Genomic DNA, 14,198 nt, shown 5'->3' with positions numbered 1-14,198 from the left:
TGCCCGGTTATCCATCCTGTGGGATGGGGTTATGGCAGTGCCGGGACGAGCCCGGCACCGGTGTCTTGGCGGCAACTTCTTAATTCGCCTTTATCTGTTAGTGAAGGATCATGCCGGTGAGTACATAGGCTTGGACCAGCGTGATAAGGCCTACAATAGTGGCGAAGATCAGGCTGTGTTTCAGGGTGAAACGGAACAGGTCAGATTCTTTCCCAACCATGCCGGTAGCAGCACAGGCAACGGCAATCGACTGTGGTGAAATCATTTTGCCTGTTACGCCGCCGCTGCTGTTAGCCGCAACCAGCAGGGTGTCCGATACTCCAATTTGATGGGCAGTGGTGGCCTGTAGAGAGCCGAAGAGAGCGTTTGAAGAGGTATCCGATCCTGTTAGAAAAACCCCGAGCCAACCGAGAAATGGTGAAAAGAATGGGAAGAGCGCTCCTGTTCCCGCCAGTACTAAAGCGAGTGTTGTCGACATGCCGGAATAGTTGGTTACGAACGCAAAGGCCAGCACCATGCCAATCGAAAGGATTGGCCATCGCAACTCCACCAGCGTTTCCTTGAATGTGGACAGTGCTACGCCAGGCTTGATCTTGAGGATTGCCATGGAGATAAGAGCCGAAATCAGGATCGCTGTACCTGTGGCAGAAACAGGATCGAATTTGAAGACCGCAGCTATTGGAGTAGGGTCTGTCGCAATCGGTGCAGTCTTGAGAACAAGCTTGTCCAGGAACGGCACCGAAATATTAATGACCAGACTGTAGAGTGAGCCACCTGCGACAAACATTGCTTTGAAGGGTTTGAGTGTCCAGACGGTAACCAGCGCGGTCAGGATCAGGAAGGGCGACCAGGCTTTGATGATCTGTCCCAGTGTATAGGGCGAAGGTGTGCGGTTGCCTGGTGCTCGGCCAAAGCCGGGGCCGCCGCCCAGGGTTGCTGCCCCGCCTGCACTGACCCCGACCACCTCTTGGGCGACGGCGTGACGGCTTTGACGCAGCTTCAGGTAGGCGGTCAGCGAAACCATGCTGAACAGGGCCGAGGTGATGTCGGGTAGCTCTGGGCCGATGTAGTTCGAGGTAAAGTACTGGGAAACGGCAAAGCTGCTACCGCATACGAGGGCTGCCTGCCAGGTTTCACGCAGACCACGCATGCCATCCATCATGGCCATGAGCCAGAAGGGGACCAGCAGAGACAGCAGTGGAAGCTGGCGACCGGTCATGGCGCCCAGTTTGAAAGCATCAATGCCGGTTACCTGGCCCGCTACGATTGTTGGAATACCTAGAGCGCCGAATGCAACCGGGGCGGTATTGGCAATCAGGCATAGACCTGCCGCCTTTAGCGGATTATGTCCCAGACCCACCAACAGGGCTGCAGTAATGGCGACGGGTGCGCCAAAGCCTGCTGCGCCTTCAAGAAAGGCTCCAAAGCAGAACCCGATAAGCAGCACCTGCAGACGTTGGTCATCCGTAATGGAAAGGACTGAGCTGCGGATGACATCGAACTGACCGCTTTTGACGGTCAGTTTGTAGAGAAAAACCGCTGCGACGATGATCCAGGCGATTGGCCATAGGCCATAAAGGAATCCATACCCGGCCGCTGCCAGCGCTTTTTCTACCGGCATCCGGTAGACCAGAATGGCAATACCAAGGGATAGCGCCAGGGTAATGGTTCCGGCGAGATGGCCCTTCATGCGAAAGACAGCCAATGCAAGAAAGAAAAACACGATAGGGACAAGTGCCGCCGTCGCGGACAAGCCCAGACTGCCAAGCGGTGTATACAGCTGTTGCCAAGTTTCCATGTAGAGCTCCCTTGATTGTTGTTGTGTAGGGGGCGGTGCTTCCGATAGGCGTATCGGTTTCTTAATGCCTAAATTGGTCATACCAATTTACAATGGCTGACGGTTGAGGTTAAAAGTTGCCTGGCAAGTCTGTCAAACCTTGCTTTTTAAGACTTTAGTCTGGATGCGCGAAGGCCGTTTGGCTCAAAATCAACGCCGCCGCTCTGGCAGGCACATCAGAGGATGGAGATGGGGTTCGATCAGGTACGCCAACGTCGTTTGTCGGATGACATCGTTGAACATATTGAAGCGCTGCTTGTTGAGGGTTCACTGAAGGCCGGTGAGCGGTTGCCGGCCGAGCGGGTGCTGGCGGAGCGCTTTGGTGTGTCACGGCCCTCGCTACGCGAGGCGATTCAGAAGCTGGTTGCTCGGGGAGTATTGATCAGTCGCCAGGGCGGCGGAACTTACGTTGCTGCCTCGTTCGGCTCCACGTTTAGCGATCCCTTGCTTCAGTTACTCGAAAGTCGTGAAGAAACACGGCAGGACCTGCTCGAGTTTCGCCACATGCTTGAGGGTTCTTGCGCTTATTACGCCGCCTTGCGTGCGACCGAACTCGATCATCAGCGTTTGACGCAGGCCTTCAAGGCTTTGCAGGACTGCTATGCGCAACCTGAAACGATCTCCCGCTCGGAAGAGGGGTCAGCAGACGCCAGCTTTCACCTGGCTATTGCCGAAGCCAGCCACAACGCTATCCTGCTGCATACCATTCGCGGTCTGTTCGATTTGCTCAAGCGCAATGTAGTGACCAATATCGGCGGTATGTACGCACAGCGTAGCGAGACACGGGATATGTTGATGCAGCAGCACCGGGAGCTGTATCAGGCCATCATCGAGCGGCGTGCTGACGATGCACGGGAAATTGCCAGCCGACACATTCATTATGTGCAGGAAGTGCTGGAAGAAGCACAGGAAGAAGCGCAGCGTATTGCACGCTCACAGCGCCGACAGAAGACGGAAGACTTTTCGAAGGTATAAAAAGGCGCTTGGAGCGCCTTTTATTATTTCTGATCCTTGTGCATAGCACGTTGGATCTCTCGATTCGAGTCGCGCTCTTTCTCTGTCGCACGCTTGTCGAATTCTTTTTTACCTTTCGCCAGGGCAATTTCGCATTTGATCAGGTGCTTTTTCCAGTAAATGGACAACGCAACGCAGGCGAAGCCTTTCTGTTGCACTGCACCAAACAGCTTGCCTAGCTCTCGTTTATGTAGAAGCAGCTTGCGAGTACGCTGAGGATCGGCAATGACGTGGGTGCTGGCTGTCTGCAGGGGGGTGATGTGGCTACCAAGCAGCCAGGCCTCGCCATCCTTGAGCAGAACATAGCTGTCTGTCAGTTGTGCCTTGCCTGCGCGCAGGCTTTTGACTTCCCAGCCGGACAGGGCAATGCCTGCCTCGAAGCGGGTTTCGATGAAGTAGTCGTGCAGCGCTTTCTTGTTCTGCACGATGGTTCCGGAAGAGATTTTCTTTTGTTTGGCCATAGACGCGCATTATAGGGGAGTCAGTGGGGCAACCGCCATGTGCTTGAGAGGGAGCGGTGAAAGTCGGACAATAGCCAACTTTTTTGAGTACCGATAACTTCAATGGCAAATGATCAGGTTTCCGTGCATGGCGGGTGGGCTAGCCGCTGGGTGTTTATATTAGCCGCGACCGGCTCCGCTGTAGGCCTGGGGAGCATCTGGAAGTTCCCTTATATGACAGGGATTTATGGTGGCGGTGCATTTGTCATTATGTTCCTTGTCTGCATCGCCTTGATTGGCTTGCCTGTCATGTTGGCGGAAACGCTGATTGGACGGCGTGCCCGGCAAAGTCCGGCCAATGCCATGCGTGATCTGGCAGTAGCCGCTGCCCGATCACCAAGATGGTCCTGGGCAGCGCTGGCCGGCATGGTTAATGCCTTGCTCATCCTATCGTTCTACAGCGTCGTTGGCGGTTGGTCGCTTGATTATATTCTTGGTGTCGGCCGTGGCGATTTTCAAGGTGTCGATGGACCTAAAGCCGGTGCACTGTTTGGTGCGTTGACCTCCGATCCCTGGCGAATGACCTTGTGGCACACCCTGTTCATGGTGTTGTCCGCCTGGGTTATTGCCAAGGGGGTGGTGAATGGCCTGGAAAAAGCCTTGCGTATCCTGATGCCGCTGTTGTTTGTGCTGTTGCTGCTTCTGCTGGGCTATAGCATGACAACGGGACATTTCATGGAAGGGCTGCACTTCATGTTCCATTTTGATACCTCGCGGCTCATGGAGGGCCTGCTTCCTGCGATGGGGCATGCGTTCTTTTCGCTGAGCGTAGGCGTAGGTTCGTTGATGATCTACGGTGCGTACATGCCGAAGTCCTCTTCCTTGGGCAAGACCGTCGTAGCGGTTGCCTTGCTGGATACATTCGTCTCGCTCCTGGCGGGGGTGGCGCTTTTTCCAATCGTCTTTGCGGCAGGCCTGAATCCTGGTGAAGGACCGGGATTGATGTTCGTGACGCTGCCGTTGGCGTTCGGCAGTGTGACCATGGGGCAGATCGTGGGGCTGGTGTTCTTTGTGCTAGTGGCGATTGCCGCCTGGACCTCGGCAATCTCTCTGCTTGAGCCGATGGTGGCCTACCTGATCGAGCGCACCCGACTGAGCCGCGTCTGGGTGACTGTCATTCTGGCTTTCATCTGCTGGCTGGTCGGGCTAGGCACAGTGTTATCGTTCAACCTGTGGGAGCAGGCCAAGTTCTTCGTAAGCGAGGCGGGGCACTTCCACTTGTATCAATGGGGCGCTGAAGGCGGGTTGAATTTCTTTGGCGTCATCGACTTTCTGACGTCGCGAATCATGTTGCCGCTCGGCGGTCTGTTCTTTGTAGTGTTCGCAGCGTGGGTAATGGGGCGTGAGCAGGTGAGGGATGAGTTGTCGGTGCGCAGCCCGGCCTTATTCGCTCTGGCGCTTTTCCTGATGCGCTACGTTGCCCCTCTAGGCATTCTCATTGTGTTTGCCGCACAGTTTTGGAATTGAGGTACCAATGACTACGCATATACAACGCTCGGCTTTATTGCCTTACCCCGCCTCGGCGCTCTATGCGCTGGTAAATGACGTGGAGCGTTACCCGGAATTTCTGCCCTGGTGTTCGTCTGCCCAGATACTGGAGCAGGGCGAAAACGAAATGCGTGCAGGATTGACGGTTGCCAAAGGTGGGCTTAGCCAGCAGTTCACGACACGCAATACGCTGACGCCGGATCAATGCATCGTCATGGATCTGGAAAAGGGGCCTTTTAGTCAGCTGCATGGCGTCTGGCAGTTCAAGGCACTGGGTGAGAAAGCCTGCAAGATCTCGCTGGACCTGTCGTTCGAGTATCAGGGCGCTTTGATTCGGGCCACCTTGGGCCCGCTATTCAATCAGGCTGCAAACACCATGGTTGATGCGTTCTGCCAACGGGCCAAGCAGCTGTATGGCTGAGCGGATAAATGTCGAGGTCGCGCTGGCCTTGCCAGACGAGCAGGCCCTGATCGCGCTGGAAGTTCCGGTAGGTACCACCGTACGTGAAGCCTTGGAGCTGTCCGGAATGGCTGAGCGCTTTCCAAAGGTGCCGATCGATACCTTGGCTGTCGGGCTCTTTGGAAAGGTCATTTCTGATGCAGATACGCGCGTACTGGAGGCAGGTGATCGGGTTGAGCTTTATCGACCGTTGATTGCAGACCCCAAGGAAGCCCGCAAGCGGCGCGCCGAGTTGGCAAAGGCCAGGAAGGAAGGCGGGGCGGATTAGCCGACAATAAAAAAGGCCTTCATATGAAGGCCTTTTTGCCGGGTACTGATTAGAACTTGTAGCCCAGACCTACCATGTAGACCCAGGGATCGATATCGACATCAACCTTTACGCGACCCAGCGCCGAGTCGGCAGTCGCCTTGGTGTCGATATCGGCGTACCAGACGGCGGCGTTGAGCAGCAGATGATCCGTTAGCTGATAATCCACGCCTGCCTGAAACGCATAACCCCAGGAATTGTCCAGGCTCAGATTGCTGAAACCGCCACCGGCTGCCGATTTGCGGCTGCTGGCCAGATCCTCGTCAAAGAAGAGGGTGTAGTTGATACCGGCGCCTACGTACGGCTGAATACGGGACTGAGGGTTCAGCGGATAGTATTGAAGCGAAAGGGTGGGTGGCAGCTGCTTGACATCTGCCAGCTTGCCATCCATAGCGCCCAGGCCTTTTATACCGATCCGATGATTGAACGGCGTTGCGGCCAGCAGCTCGATGCCGACGTGGTCTGTGATCATGTAGGCCGCTGCCAGGCCAAGCTGAGTATCGGAGTCAACGGTGGCCTTGGTCCCTGCAACCTTGCCGCCCGCTGCTGCGGCCGAGATATTGCCGCTGTCTTCATGTGGATCCACGGTCGCTGCGCCAGCACGGATGATGATGTCACCGGCCTGGTGGGCAAGGGCGAGCGGAGAAACAGCGGTGAGGGCCAGCAGGGCGGCGGTTAGGGGCAGCTTGCGCATGATGCACTCCAAAGCATGTTGTTTAGTTGGCTAACGACATGTTAAGGATGAGAGAGGCATCATATGTTGACTTGGCTCAACGAAACGCTGATTACAGCGAATAATGAGTTACCTGAGTGGCTTGCATCTGATAACCGACTTCCGCCATGTCCGTACTGGCTGAATCAACATGCAACGTACCTTCTACCCAGTACGGAAGATGTAGCTGGGCCAGTTCAACGCCCTTGGCGCCTTTGACATAGACGATCTGGTTGGACGGAGGCGGAGGTACATGAATGCAGGCACCGTAATAAGGTACAAGCAGGAACTCGGTGACTTCCCCTTCCTCAGTCACCATGATTGGCACGATGTAGCCCGGGAGCTTGACCTCCTGACCTTCCAGCGCTTTTACCACGGGAGCATTGGGTGATTGCTGCAAGGCGGCAGGCCCACTTTCATCCAGTGAGCCCTGATGCAAGGGTACAGGTGGCGGAGGCGGCGGTGCGCCCTCCGGGATCAGCTCCCCCCAGGAAAGCGCGCGAGGCGCTGCCCAGATGGAGGAGGTGAACAGCAGGGCAAGCACCAACAGCACGCGATACATGGACGCTCCGGTCTTTGAGGCTATAAGCGAACGGACAGGCCGTCGGCCAGGGATTGACGGTAAGCGCGCCAGGCAGGAACACAGCCCATCAACAGCGCAGCGATCAGGATACCGCCCAGTAACGTCCACTCGTAACGTGAAGGCCATTCCAGAGGCAGATACAGGCCATAATAAGCCTGTACGGGTGCCTGCGCGATAGCAATCGCCACATAGAGAAGGGCAAGCCCGGCCACGACACCTGCCAGTGCCAGCGCGAAGGCTTCGGCTACCAGCAGGCTGAAGATATGCCACGGGCGGGCGCCCACCGAACGCAGGATAGCCATCTCTCGCCGCCGCTCATTAAGGCTGGTCAGAATAGCCGTCAGCATGCCGATCAGGCCGGTTAGAACCACAAACAGGGAGACGATGAACAGTGCCTGCTCGGCGGTGCCCATCAGGCTCCAGAGTTCCTGGAGCGCAACACCCGGCAAGATGGCCATCAGCGGCTCTCCGCGGTATTCATTGATGGCGCGCTGGAGACCAAAAGTGGCGACTTTACTATTGAGGCCGAGCAGCACGGCGGTGATGGCCTTGGGTGTCAGGTCCATCTGGCGGGCCTGGTCTGCACTGATCTTGCCTGCGCCACGCGCCGGTGCACCGTTCTGCCAGTCCACATGAAGAGCTTCCATGCCCTCAAGGGAGATATGCAGTGTTCTATCCACGGGCGTGCCCGTCCGCGCGAGGATACCCACTACCGTGAACGGTTTGTCCCCATGCTCGACCAGGCTGATTGTGCTGACTCCATGGGCCAGAACAATATGGTCGCCCAGTTTGTAATGCAGGGCTTGAGCGACTTCGGCACCAAGCACTACATCATAGATATCCTGAAATGGCTTGCCTTCGCTGAGCGTGAGCGCCTGGTTGCGACCATAGTGGTAATGCTCGAAATAGGCCTGGCTGGTACCCAGCACCCGATAGCCGCGGTGGGAGTCGCCCAGTGAAAGCGGAATGGCCCATTTGACCTTGGGATTTTCGGCCAGCTGGGTATAGCTGTCCCAGCGAATGTTGTTGGTAGCGTTGCCAATGCGAAACACCGAATACAGGAGCAGGTTGACCGCTCCGGAGCGTGCGCCAACCACCAGGTCAGTTCCGGAAATGGTACTGGCAAAGCTAGCCTTGGCCTCGGTGCGGACGCGTTCGACTGCCAGCAAAAGGCAGGCTGATAGCGCGATGGCGAATACGGTCAGGAGGGCAGTAAAGCGACGATTGGAAAGGCTGGCGAGTGCCAGGCGAAACAAGTACATCTCACACCTCTGCCGGTCGCGCCGCGCGGTTGAGTTCAAGCAGGGACAGGCTGCGGTCAAAAAGCGGGGCCAACCCCTGGTCGTGACTGACAAAGAGCAGGCTTGAGCCGGCGGCGCGGCATTCGGCGAATAACAGGTTCAAAAAGGCCTCTCGAGTATCGGCATCAAGCGCTGAAGTGGGTTCGTCTGCAATAACCAGTTCGGGTTGACCGATCAGTGCGCGCGCTGCCGCTACACGTTGCTGTTGCCCAATCGAAAGAGCTCCTGCGCGACGCTCTCCCAGGGTACGCTCACCCAGCCCCAGAGCGGAAAGCAGGGCACGCGCCGCTTCTGCCTGGCTGCCATGGCGCTCTTTGGCGCGCTGCGAGCGCAGGGCCGAAAAATGACAGGGGAGTTCGACATTCTCCTGAACAGATAGAAAGGGCAGCAGGTTGAACTGCTGAAAGATATAGCCGGTATGGTCGACGCGGAAGTGATCACGACGCGCCGAAGACAGGCTGGAGAGGTCTTCTCCTAATAACCTGACGTGTCCACGGTTTGGCTTGTTTACACCGCCGAGCAGGCCCAGCAGGGTAGTCTTGCCACTACCTGAGGGGCCTTTTAGAAAGGCGGCTTCGCCGCGCTGCAACTGAAAATGAGGGATATCCAGCAGCTCGGGCTGACCGGGCCAGGCGAAGCCCAGGTCGTTGAGTTCGATTAATGCGCTCATGGTGGCCTTGGCATAAAAAGAACGGGCAGCAAAGAGGGAAGCTACCCGTTTTAAGGGGAACGTTTATAGCGCGAGGCGAGTTTGGGCAGGCGTCAGTTCCTCACCTTTCTGGCCTTGAGCAGTAATGGCTTGAACATTGACCTTGTGTGTGGCCGGGAATTGCTTGAACAGGCCCGCCAGGTCCAGCGCAGTCAATGCTTTGGGATTGTCACAGGCGAGGGTGTAGTCCGCGTCGATGTCGCTATGAGCGTGCTCGTGCTCGTGCTCGCTCTTGGCATGGCTATCATGATCATCATGGTCATGGCGCTCTTCAGAGCCAAACAGGGGACTGTCCAGATCAGTCTTGCTTACTTTGCACCCTGCAGCGGCTGGGATGCCAAACAAGGTAATCGGGTTAGCCAACTGCTGCTTGGCCACTTCGACGGCCTTCTTGTCCTGAGCGGACTGGGCCTTATGTTCGAAGCCCACCAGATTCATGGCAGGGCTGTGTAGTTCCAGTTCCAGCGAGTTGTCATCCAGCGCGACGTTGAGTTGTGCAACGCCATGCTCATGGGCGCCCAGGCTTCCATGTGAGTGATCATGTTCATCGTGGGCAAAGGCAGCAGTAAGAGGCAATACGGCAAACGGCAGGGCAAGCAGCAACGAACGCATGGTCAGCTCCATTGATGGATTTGACTGTATGTTATGTCGTAACAAAAGATGACCGCAATAGAAATGCTCTCACCCACTGGCACGTGGCATCATAAGACATGGTTCAAAAAAGGCGATAACGATGATCCGTATCCAAGGGAAAATAGGCACGTGGCCAGTGGATCTGACGGTCGAATTGGAAGCAGAAGACTGGACTCGTCTTGCCGAGGGGCTTAACCATGCTCAGCCTGTGCCGTCCAATACACCTGTTCCGGTGCCAAAGACCCATAGCGATCCCCTGTGGGAGTCGGTGCTTGCGTTGGTTGAGCAGGAGCGGCGTATCGAGGGGCCTCATCTGCTGAGTGCGCTGGAAAAGCTGGCGGGTAACGTGGGGTCAGCCAAGCAGCTGATTGTACGGCTGCGGCATAACCCGAATATCCGGATTGAGAAAACAGACGAGGCACAAGTGTTTGTGTGGGCGGGCACCGGCCAGGAGCCAGCGCCCGACGGGCATCAGTAAAGCGCCTGATAGAGACGACGGCGGTAGGTTGCAACCAGTGGGTGTTCGTTGCCGAGTAGATCGAACACCTGCACCATGGTCTTGCGAGGAAGGTCCTCACCATAGGTGCGGTTGCGCATGAATAGCTTGAGCAGGGCATCCAGGGCCGCTTCATATTGCTGGCGCGCCAATTGCTGGACGGCAAGCTGATAGGTGGCTTCGTCATCGGATGGATCCTGAGCCAGGCGCGCCTTCAGATCGGCTGCATCAGGCAGGCTGGCAGCTTGGCGCAGGAACGTCAGCTGTGCCTTTGCACCTGCCAGCGCCTGCTTGTGATCGTCACCAGTGACTGCACCCAGTACCGTTTCAGCCTCATCCAGTTCGCCGCGCTCGGCAAGGCAGCGCGCATAGAGAATCAGCGCGGGCGCATTGGTATTGTCTTCACCTAAGAGCTGCTTGAGTACGGCCTCCGCTTCGCCAGCACGACCTTCATCAAACAGCAACTGTGCGGCGTCCAGCGGGTTCTCGGCCTCGGGTGCAGGCGCCTGTACATGCGGCTCCAGCATGGCGCGAACGGCAGACTCAGGCTGCGCACCCGCAAAGCCGTCGACCGGTTGGCCGTCCTTGAACAGGACGACCGTCGGCAGGCTGCGAATGCCGAAACGCATTACCAGTTCCTGCTCGATATCACAGTTGACCTTGGCCAGATGCAGTGCACCGCCAAAGGACTCGGTGATGCTGGCCAGCATAGGCATCAGTACCTTGCAGGGCGCACACCACTCGGCCCAGAAATCAACCAGTACGGGCGTGTTGAACGACTGCTCCATGACCTTCTGTTCGAAGTTCTCAAGCGTCGCATCAAAAATGTAGGACGTGTCCTGGCTCATAGACAGACTCGGGTAACGAAAAGATGAACTATATGTGGAGACGCGCCTGCCGAAAACAACCTTCAGCAAGTACGTTGTGCGTGGTAGAGATTAACCCATCTGAATTCAGCCGGCTCGGCAAGGTCCGGCCAGGTGCAGGCCTCCCGGCTTGCTAGCGCTGTATACCTAGGGTGGTCAAAATTCTTGACTCGGGAATCCGCTATCAGCACGCTTTGTCCGCGGCTCAGAAAATCGTCCAGCAAGGGCAGGTTCGCACGGTCGTACAGCACATCGGCCACAATGATCAAATCGAAACGGTCGGCCTCAGCAAAGAAGTCGTCGGAGTATTCCAGCGTCACCTGATTCAGGTCCGCATTCGCTCGGCTGGCGGCCAAGGCCAGCGGATCGCAGTCACAGGCCACTACTTCAGCGGCCCCCGCCTTGGCAGCAGCAATCGCGGCAACCCCTGACCCGCTGCCAAAATCGAGCACGCGCCTGCCTTGTACCCACTCCGGCTGCTCGGCCAGCCAACGGGCCAGTACCAGACCGCTGGCCCAGCAAAAACTCCAGTAGGGTGGGGACGCCAGCAGTCGTTGTGTTTCTTCGGGTGAAAAGGCCCGCTCCATGTTGGCGGGATCGATCAACCAGAGCGCGATGTCGCATCCCGGCAGGGATTGAATACTCAGTTCAGCATCACCCAGCAGATCCCTTAGCGCTGCTCGCAGGGTGGCGGGTGGGGTCATGGAGTCTGATCCAGCACTAATTCGCCCAGAACCTGGGTATTAGGCTGACTGATCTTGACGGGAGACAGGTAGCAGACCAGCTGACCGGATTGACTGACGCGAGCGTGCAGTTCGACCTTGGCGTTCTGGGGAAATACCTCTGGATTAAAGGGCAGGCGGAACGCCAGGGCCTTGCCATTGCCTGTCAATGTCTCGCTGGCGAGCAGCCGCTGGGGACGGTCCTGACTGTCGATCACCAGCATGGCCACTTCAACTTGTGCACCTGGTGCGATGGCGCCGTCTGGTGTCCGTAACGTTCCAGAGACCTCCCGCAGATTTCCGGGACGCGGCGCACCGGCCACCGGCTCGGGTTCTTTGGCAGGTTCTGCCGGTGCAACAGGCTTTTCAGAGCAGGCTGCAAGCAGGCTTATCAACAACACGGGCAACAGCGGGCGCAACGACATGGTAACGGCTCCAGGGCAGATTCGGCGGCGCATTCTTATACAACCCACGACCGGCGGGAAGAGGATTGTGTCACGGAGCCGCCAGACGTGTTCTGTCGATTCTTGAGGCCTTGCAAGGTTCCTTCTCAGGCAGGATGCGCTACCATGGCCCTCCGTTTATTTCGGCTGCTTCTGACATGCACTGTCCTTTTTGCGGTGCCCACGATACCAAGGTCATCGACTCACGCCTGGTTGCAGCAGGCGAGCAGGTGCGCCGTCGTCGTGAGTGCCTGAACTGCCAGGAACGTTTTACAACGTTCGAGACCGCTGAGCTGGTCATGCCGCGCCTGATCAAGCAGGACGGTACTCGCCAGCCTTTCGACGAAGAAAAACTCAGGGCCGGTATGCAGCGTGCGCTGGAAAAGCGCCCGGTCAGTATCGAGCGTCTGGAAGAGGCGATTGCCTATATCAAGCACAAGCTGCGCGCGACGGGCGAACGCGAGATCAAATCCCGTGTCGTGGGTGAATTGGTGATGGAAGAGCTACGCAAGCTTGATGAGGTTGCCTTTATCCGCTTCGCGTCCGTTTATCGTCAGTTTCAGGACCTGTCCGAGTTTCGTGAGGAAATTGATCGGCTGGCCCGTGATCCGAGTAAAGCCTGACCGCTGCAGTGGGTCATTTGTCGCTAGCCCATTGCTGGCAGAGGCTCTACTTCGCTATAGTCGCTCCGGTCTTCAGGGCGGGGCGAGATTCCCCACCGGCGGTAAACCACGTGGTGGCAAGCCCGCGAGCGCTCCGATGCGTCGGAGGTCAGCAGATCTGGTGTGATTCCAGGGCCGACGGTCATAGTCCGGATGAAAGAAGATGCGTCTGTCTGCGCGTGCCGGAAAGCGTACGCGTGCAGCTTTTGCCTATTTGCCCTGAAACGTTCACTCATGTTTAGCGAGGACGTTTCATGTCTACTGTCGATTCCTCTGATCATGCTGGCGCTGCCGGCCGCGGAGGCAATCCCAACGCTTCGGAACTGGCCGATCAGTTATACATGACCCGTGCGCTCGAGTTGGCGCGTCAGGGGCTGTACTCCACTCATCCCAATCCCCGCGTGGGCTGTGTCATCGTCAAGGATGGCCAGGTCATTGGTGAGGGCTGGCATGTGCGTGCCGGCGAACCCCATGCTGAAGTCCATGCGCTGCGACAGGCAGGAGCGCGTGCACAGGGCGCGACCGCCTATGTCACGCTGGAACCCTGCAGTCACTTTGGCCGTACGCCGCCCTGTGCCGACGCCTTGGTCAGTGCTCGGGTCGGACGCGTGGTGGCTGCCATGCAGGATCCGAATCCACAGGTGGCCGGCCGTGGTCTCAAGCGGCTTGCAGAGGCAGGTATTCAGGTGGCCTGTGGCGTACTCGAAAATGAAGCCAGGGCGCTTAACCAGGGATTTATCAAGCGTATGGTCACGGGCCTTCCGTTCGTACGCGTTAAGCTCGCCATGAGTCTGGATGGCCGAACAGCAATGGCCAGTGGTGAAAGCCAATGGATCACCGGCCCTGCAGCCCGCACCCAGGTACAACGCTTACGTGCACAGTCCAGTGTAGTGTTGACCGGTGCCGATACGGTATTGATGGACAAGGCTCGGCTGACCGTGCGCGCTGAAGAGCTTGGCGAGACGGTGGAGCAGGCTGCGCTTGCCATGGGCCGCCAACCCCAGCGTGTACTGGTGGACAGCCAATGTCGTGTCCCGCTGGACGCGGCGTTCTTTCAGGCAGGCCCTGCCTGGGTCGCGGCCCTTTCAACTGAGCGAGCAGCGCAGTACCAGTCCCAAGGGCATGAATTGCTGACGCTTCCCGAGGATCAGGGGCATATCGCCCTGCTGCCGTTATTACAGCTTCTGGCTGACCGTGGCATGAACGAGGTGCTGGTCGAGGCTGGTCCCCAGCTGGCCGGTGCGTTCGCGCGGCAGGGGTTGGTTGACGAATTCCATTTCTTCATGGCGCCCAAGCTGTTGGGCTCGACGGCGCGTCCGTTGCTGACGTGGCCGCTTGAAGTCATGAGCGAAGCGCCTGAGCTTGAAATCATAGAGATCACGCCCGTGGGTCGTGACTGGCATATTGTGGCTAAACCCGTTTCAGGCGCCCCGGCGCCCCTTATTTCTGACGTTTCGAGGTAGAC

General features: G+C 57.5%; 17 protein-coding genes and 1 riboswitch. Of the genes, 7 read left to right on the top strand and 10 right to left on the bottom strand.

The window, feature by feature from the left end; translation table 11 throughout:
* Positions 1 to 97 precede the first annotated feature (97 nt).
* Positions 98 to 1,798, bottom strand: coding sequence for a lactate permease LctP family transporter (locus JQR86_RS16875; protein ID WP_239383729.1), 1,701 nt, complete (start codon positions 1,796 to 1,798; stop codon positions 98 to 100).
* 228 nt (positions 1,799 to 2,026) lie between these two features.
* Here JQR86_RS16875 and JQR86_RS16870 point away from each other — a divergent pair, with 228 nt between their 5' ends.
* Entirely contained in the window at positions 2,027 to 2,812 is a 786-nt protein-coding gene (locus JQR86_RS16870) for an FCD domain-containing protein (protein ID WP_010796859.1), read from the top strand.
* Between the two features lie 23 nt (positions 2,813 to 2,835).
* On the opposite strand, the gene smpB is transcribed toward JQR86_RS16870, so the two are convergent.
* A complete protein-coding gene (smpB, locus tag JQR86_RS16865) occupies positions 2,836 to 3,312 on the bottom strand; it encodes an SsrA-binding protein SmpB (RefSeq protein ID WP_010796860.1) in 477 nt (158 codons plus the stop codon).
* A 102-nt stretch (positions 3,313 to 3,414) separates the two neighbouring features.
* Between smpB and JQR86_RS16860 the strand changes: the two genes are divergently transcribed.
* The 3 genes from JQR86_RS16860 to JQR86_RS16850 are packed head-to-tail and all read left to right on the top strand — an operon-like array spanning position 3,415 to position 5,567.
* Positions 3,415 to 4,818, top strand: a complete 1,404-nt coding sequence (locus JQR86_RS16860; protein ID WP_074823433.1) for a sodium-dependent transporter — start codon at positions 3,415 to 3,417, stop codon at positions 4,816 to 4,818.
* Positions 4,819 to 4,825: 7 nt separating this feature from the next.
* Entirely contained in the window at positions 4,826 to 5,260 is a 435-nt protein-coding gene (locus JQR86_RS16855) for a type II toxin-antitoxin system RatA family toxin (protein WP_010796862.1), read from the top strand.
* Complete coding sequence (locus JQR86_RS16850; protein ID WP_197872067.1) at positions 5,253 to 5,567, top strand: RnfH family protein; 315 nt, start codon at positions 5,253 to 5,255, stop codon at positions 5,565 to 5,567. The genes JQR86_RS16855 and JQR86_RS16850 overlap by 8 nt, the downstream gene beginning before the upstream one ends.
* Before the next feature lie 49 nt (positions 5,568 to 5,616).
* Here the strand turns inward: JQR86_RS16850 and JQR86_RS16845 are convergent, their stop codons facing one another.
* The 5 genes from JQR86_RS16845 to JQR86_RS16825 all read right to left on the bottom strand — a co-directional run bounded on the left by JQR86_RS16845 (position 5,617) and on the right by JQR86_RS16825 (position 9,523).
* Entirely contained in the window at positions 5,617 to 6,300 is a 684-nt protein-coding gene (locus JQR86_RS16845; protein ID WP_434153936.1) for an OmpW/AlkL family protein, read from the bottom strand.
* Positions 6,301 to 6,391: 91 nt separating this feature from the next.
* Entirely contained in the window at positions 6,392 to 6,880 is a 489-nt protein-coding gene (locus tag JQR86_RS16840; RefSeq protein WP_010796865.1) for a DUF3299 domain-containing protein, read from the bottom strand.
* Between the two features lie 20 nt (positions 6,881 to 6,900).
* Positions 6,901 to 8,163 (bottom strand): ABC transporter permease, encoded by a 1,263-nt coding sequence (locus tag JQR86_RS16835; RefSeq protein ID WP_122043624.1) that lies wholly within the window; start codon positions 8,161 to 8,163, stop codon positions 6,901 to 6,903.
* Between the two features lies 1 nt (position 8,164).
* Positions 8,165 to 8,872: an ABC transporter ATP-binding protein gene (locus JQR86_RS16830; protein ID WP_122043622.1), complete on the bottom strand. Its 708-nt coding sequence runs from the start codon at positions 8,870 to 8,872 to the stop codon at positions 8,165 to 8,167.
* 63 nt (positions 8,873 to 8,935) lie between these two features.
* Positions 8,936 to 9,523: a DUF2796 domain-containing protein gene (locus JQR86_RS16825; RefSeq protein ID WP_434153935.1), complete on the bottom strand. Its 588-nt coding sequence runs from the start codon at positions 9,521 to 9,523 to the stop codon at positions 8,936 to 8,938.
* A gap of 121 nt (positions 9,524 to 9,644) precedes the next feature.
* Here JQR86_RS16825 and JQR86_RS16820 point away from each other — a divergent pair, with 121 nt between their 5' ends.
* Positions 9,645 to 10,022, top strand: a complete 378-nt coding sequence (locus JQR86_RS16820; protein WP_150348132.1) for a hypothetical protein — start codon at positions 9,645 to 9,647, stop codon at positions 10,020 to 10,022.
* Here JQR86_RS16820 and trxA read toward each other — a convergent pair.
* From trxA to JQR86_RS16805, 3 genes are all read right to left on the bottom strand, one after another.
* Complete coding sequence (trxA, locus tag JQR86_RS16815; RefSeq protein ID WP_010796870.1) at positions 10,016 to 10,888, bottom strand: thioredoxin; 873 nt, start codon at positions 10,886 to 10,888, stop codon at positions 10,016 to 10,018. The two genes, JQR86_RS16820 and trxA, sit on opposite strands and share 7 nt — an antisense overlap.
* Before the next feature lie 62 nt (positions 10,889 to 10,950).
* A complete protein-coding gene (locus JQR86_RS16810) occupies positions 10,951 to 11,610 on the bottom strand; it encodes a class I SAM-dependent methyltransferase (RefSeq protein WP_150348131.1) in 660 nt (219 codons plus the stop codon).
* A complete protein-coding gene (locus JQR86_RS16805) occupies positions 11,607 to 12,053 on the bottom strand; it encodes a YbaY family lipoprotein (RefSeq protein ID WP_010796872.1) in 447 nt (148 codons plus the stop codon). Before JQR86_RS16805 ends, JQR86_RS16810 begins: the two co-directional genes overlap by 4 nt.
* 176 nt (positions 12,054 to 12,229) lie before the next feature.
* Between JQR86_RS16805 and nrdR the strand changes: the two genes are divergently transcribed.
* Positions 12,230 to 12,694 (top strand): transcriptional regulator NrdR, encoded by a 465-nt coding sequence (gene nrdR / locus JQR86_RS16800; protein ID WP_010796873.1) that lies wholly within the window; start codon positions 12,230 to 12,232, stop codon positions 12,692 to 12,694.
* A gap of 64 nt (positions 12,695 to 12,758) precedes the next feature.
* A riboswitch (FMN riboswitch) is annotated at positions 12,759 to 12,902 on the top strand.
* Between the two features lie 172 nt (positions 12,903 to 13,074).
* On the top strand, positions 13,075 to 14,196 hold the full coding sequence (ribD, locus tag JQR86_RS16795; protein ID WP_434154940.1) for a bifunctional diaminohydroxyphosphoribosylaminopyrimidine deaminase/5-amino-6-(5-phosphoribosylamino)uracil reductase RibD: 1,122 nt from the start codon (positions 13,075 to 13,077) through the stop codon (positions 14,194 to 14,196).
* Positions 14,197 to 14,198: the final 2 nt, after the last annotated feature.

This window comes from Pseudomonas sp. JZ134 (assembly GCF_051027695.1).
Taxonomy (GTDB): domain Bacteria; phylum Pseudomonadota; class Gammaproteobacteria; order Pseudomonadales; family Pseudomonadaceae; genus Chryseomonas; species Chryseomonas luteola.
The sequence above is the reverse complement of the archived record's forward strand: the minus strand, read 5'-3'. Positions and strand labels throughout refer to the sequence as shown.

Excerpts from the sequence above, each read along its gene's own strand:
- JQR86_RS16830 (WP_122043622.1), bottom strand. The coding sequence starts at position 8,872 with ATGAGCGCATTAATCGAACTCAACGACCTGGGCTTCGCCTGGCCCGGT.
- JQR86_RS16810 (WP_150348131.1), bottom strand. The coding sequence starts at position 11,610 with ATGACCCCACCCGCCACCCTGCGAGCAGCGCTAAGGGATCTGCTGGGT.
- JQR86_RS16870 (WP_010796859.1), top strand. The coding sequence starts at position 2,027 with ATGGGGTTCGATCAGGTACGCCAACGTCGTTTGTCGGATGACATCGTT.
- JQR86_RS16805 (WP_010796872.1), bottom strand. The coding sequence starts at position 12,053 with ATGTCGTTGCGCCCGCTGTTGCCCGTGTTGTTGATAAGCCTGCTTGCA.
- ribD (WP_434154940.1), top strand. The coding sequence starts at position 13,075 with ATGACCCGTGCGCTCGAGTTGGCGCGTCAGGGGCTGTACTCCACTCAT.
- nrdR (WP_010796873.1), top strand. The coding sequence starts at position 12,230 with ATGCACTGTCCTTTTTGCGGTGCCCACGATACCAAGGTCATCGACTCA.
- JQR86_RS16855 (WP_010796862.1), top strand. The coding sequence starts at position 4,826 with ATGACTACGCATATACAACGCTCGGCTTTATTGCCTTACCCCGCCTCG.
- JQR86_RS16850 (WP_197872067.1), top strand. The coding sequence starts at position 5,253 with ATGGCTGAGCGGATAAATGTCGAGGTCGCGCTGGCCTTGCCAGACGAG.
- smpB (WP_010796860.1), bottom strand. The coding sequence starts at position 3,312 with ATGGCCAAACAAAAGAAAATCTCTTCCGGAACCATCGTGCAGAACAAG.
- JQR86_RS16825 (WP_434153935.1), bottom strand. The coding sequence starts at position 9,523 with ATGCGTTCGTTGCTGCTTGCCCTGCCGTTTGCCGTATTGCCTCTTACT.
- JQR86_RS16820 (WP_150348132.1), top strand. The coding sequence starts at position 9,645 with ATGATCCGTATCCAAGGGAAAATAGGCACGTGGCCAGTGGATCTGACG.
- JQR86_RS16845 (WP_434153936.1), bottom strand. The coding sequence starts at position 6,300 with ATGCGCAAGCTGCCCCTAACCGCCGCCCTGCTGGCCCTCACCGCTGTT.
- JQR86_RS16860 (WP_074823433.1), top strand. The coding sequence starts at position 3,415 with ATGGCAAATGATCAGGTTTCCGTGCATGGCGGGTGGGCTAGCCGCTGG.
- trxA (WP_010796870.1), bottom strand. The coding sequence starts at position 10,888 with ATGAGCCAGGACACGTCCTACATTTTTGATGCGACGCTTGAGAACTTC.
- JQR86_RS16835 (WP_122043624.1), bottom strand. The coding sequence starts at position 8,163 with ATGTACTTGTTTCGCCTGGCACTCGCCAGCCTTTCCAATCGTCGCTTT.
- JQR86_RS16840 (WP_010796865.1), bottom strand. The coding sequence starts at position 6,880 with ATGTATCGCGTGCTGTTGGTGCTTGCCCTGCTGTTCACCTCCTCCATC.
- JQR86_RS16875 (WP_239383729.1), bottom strand. The coding sequence starts at position 1,798 with ATGGAAACTTGGCAACAGCTGTATACACCGCTTGGCAGTCTGGGCTTG.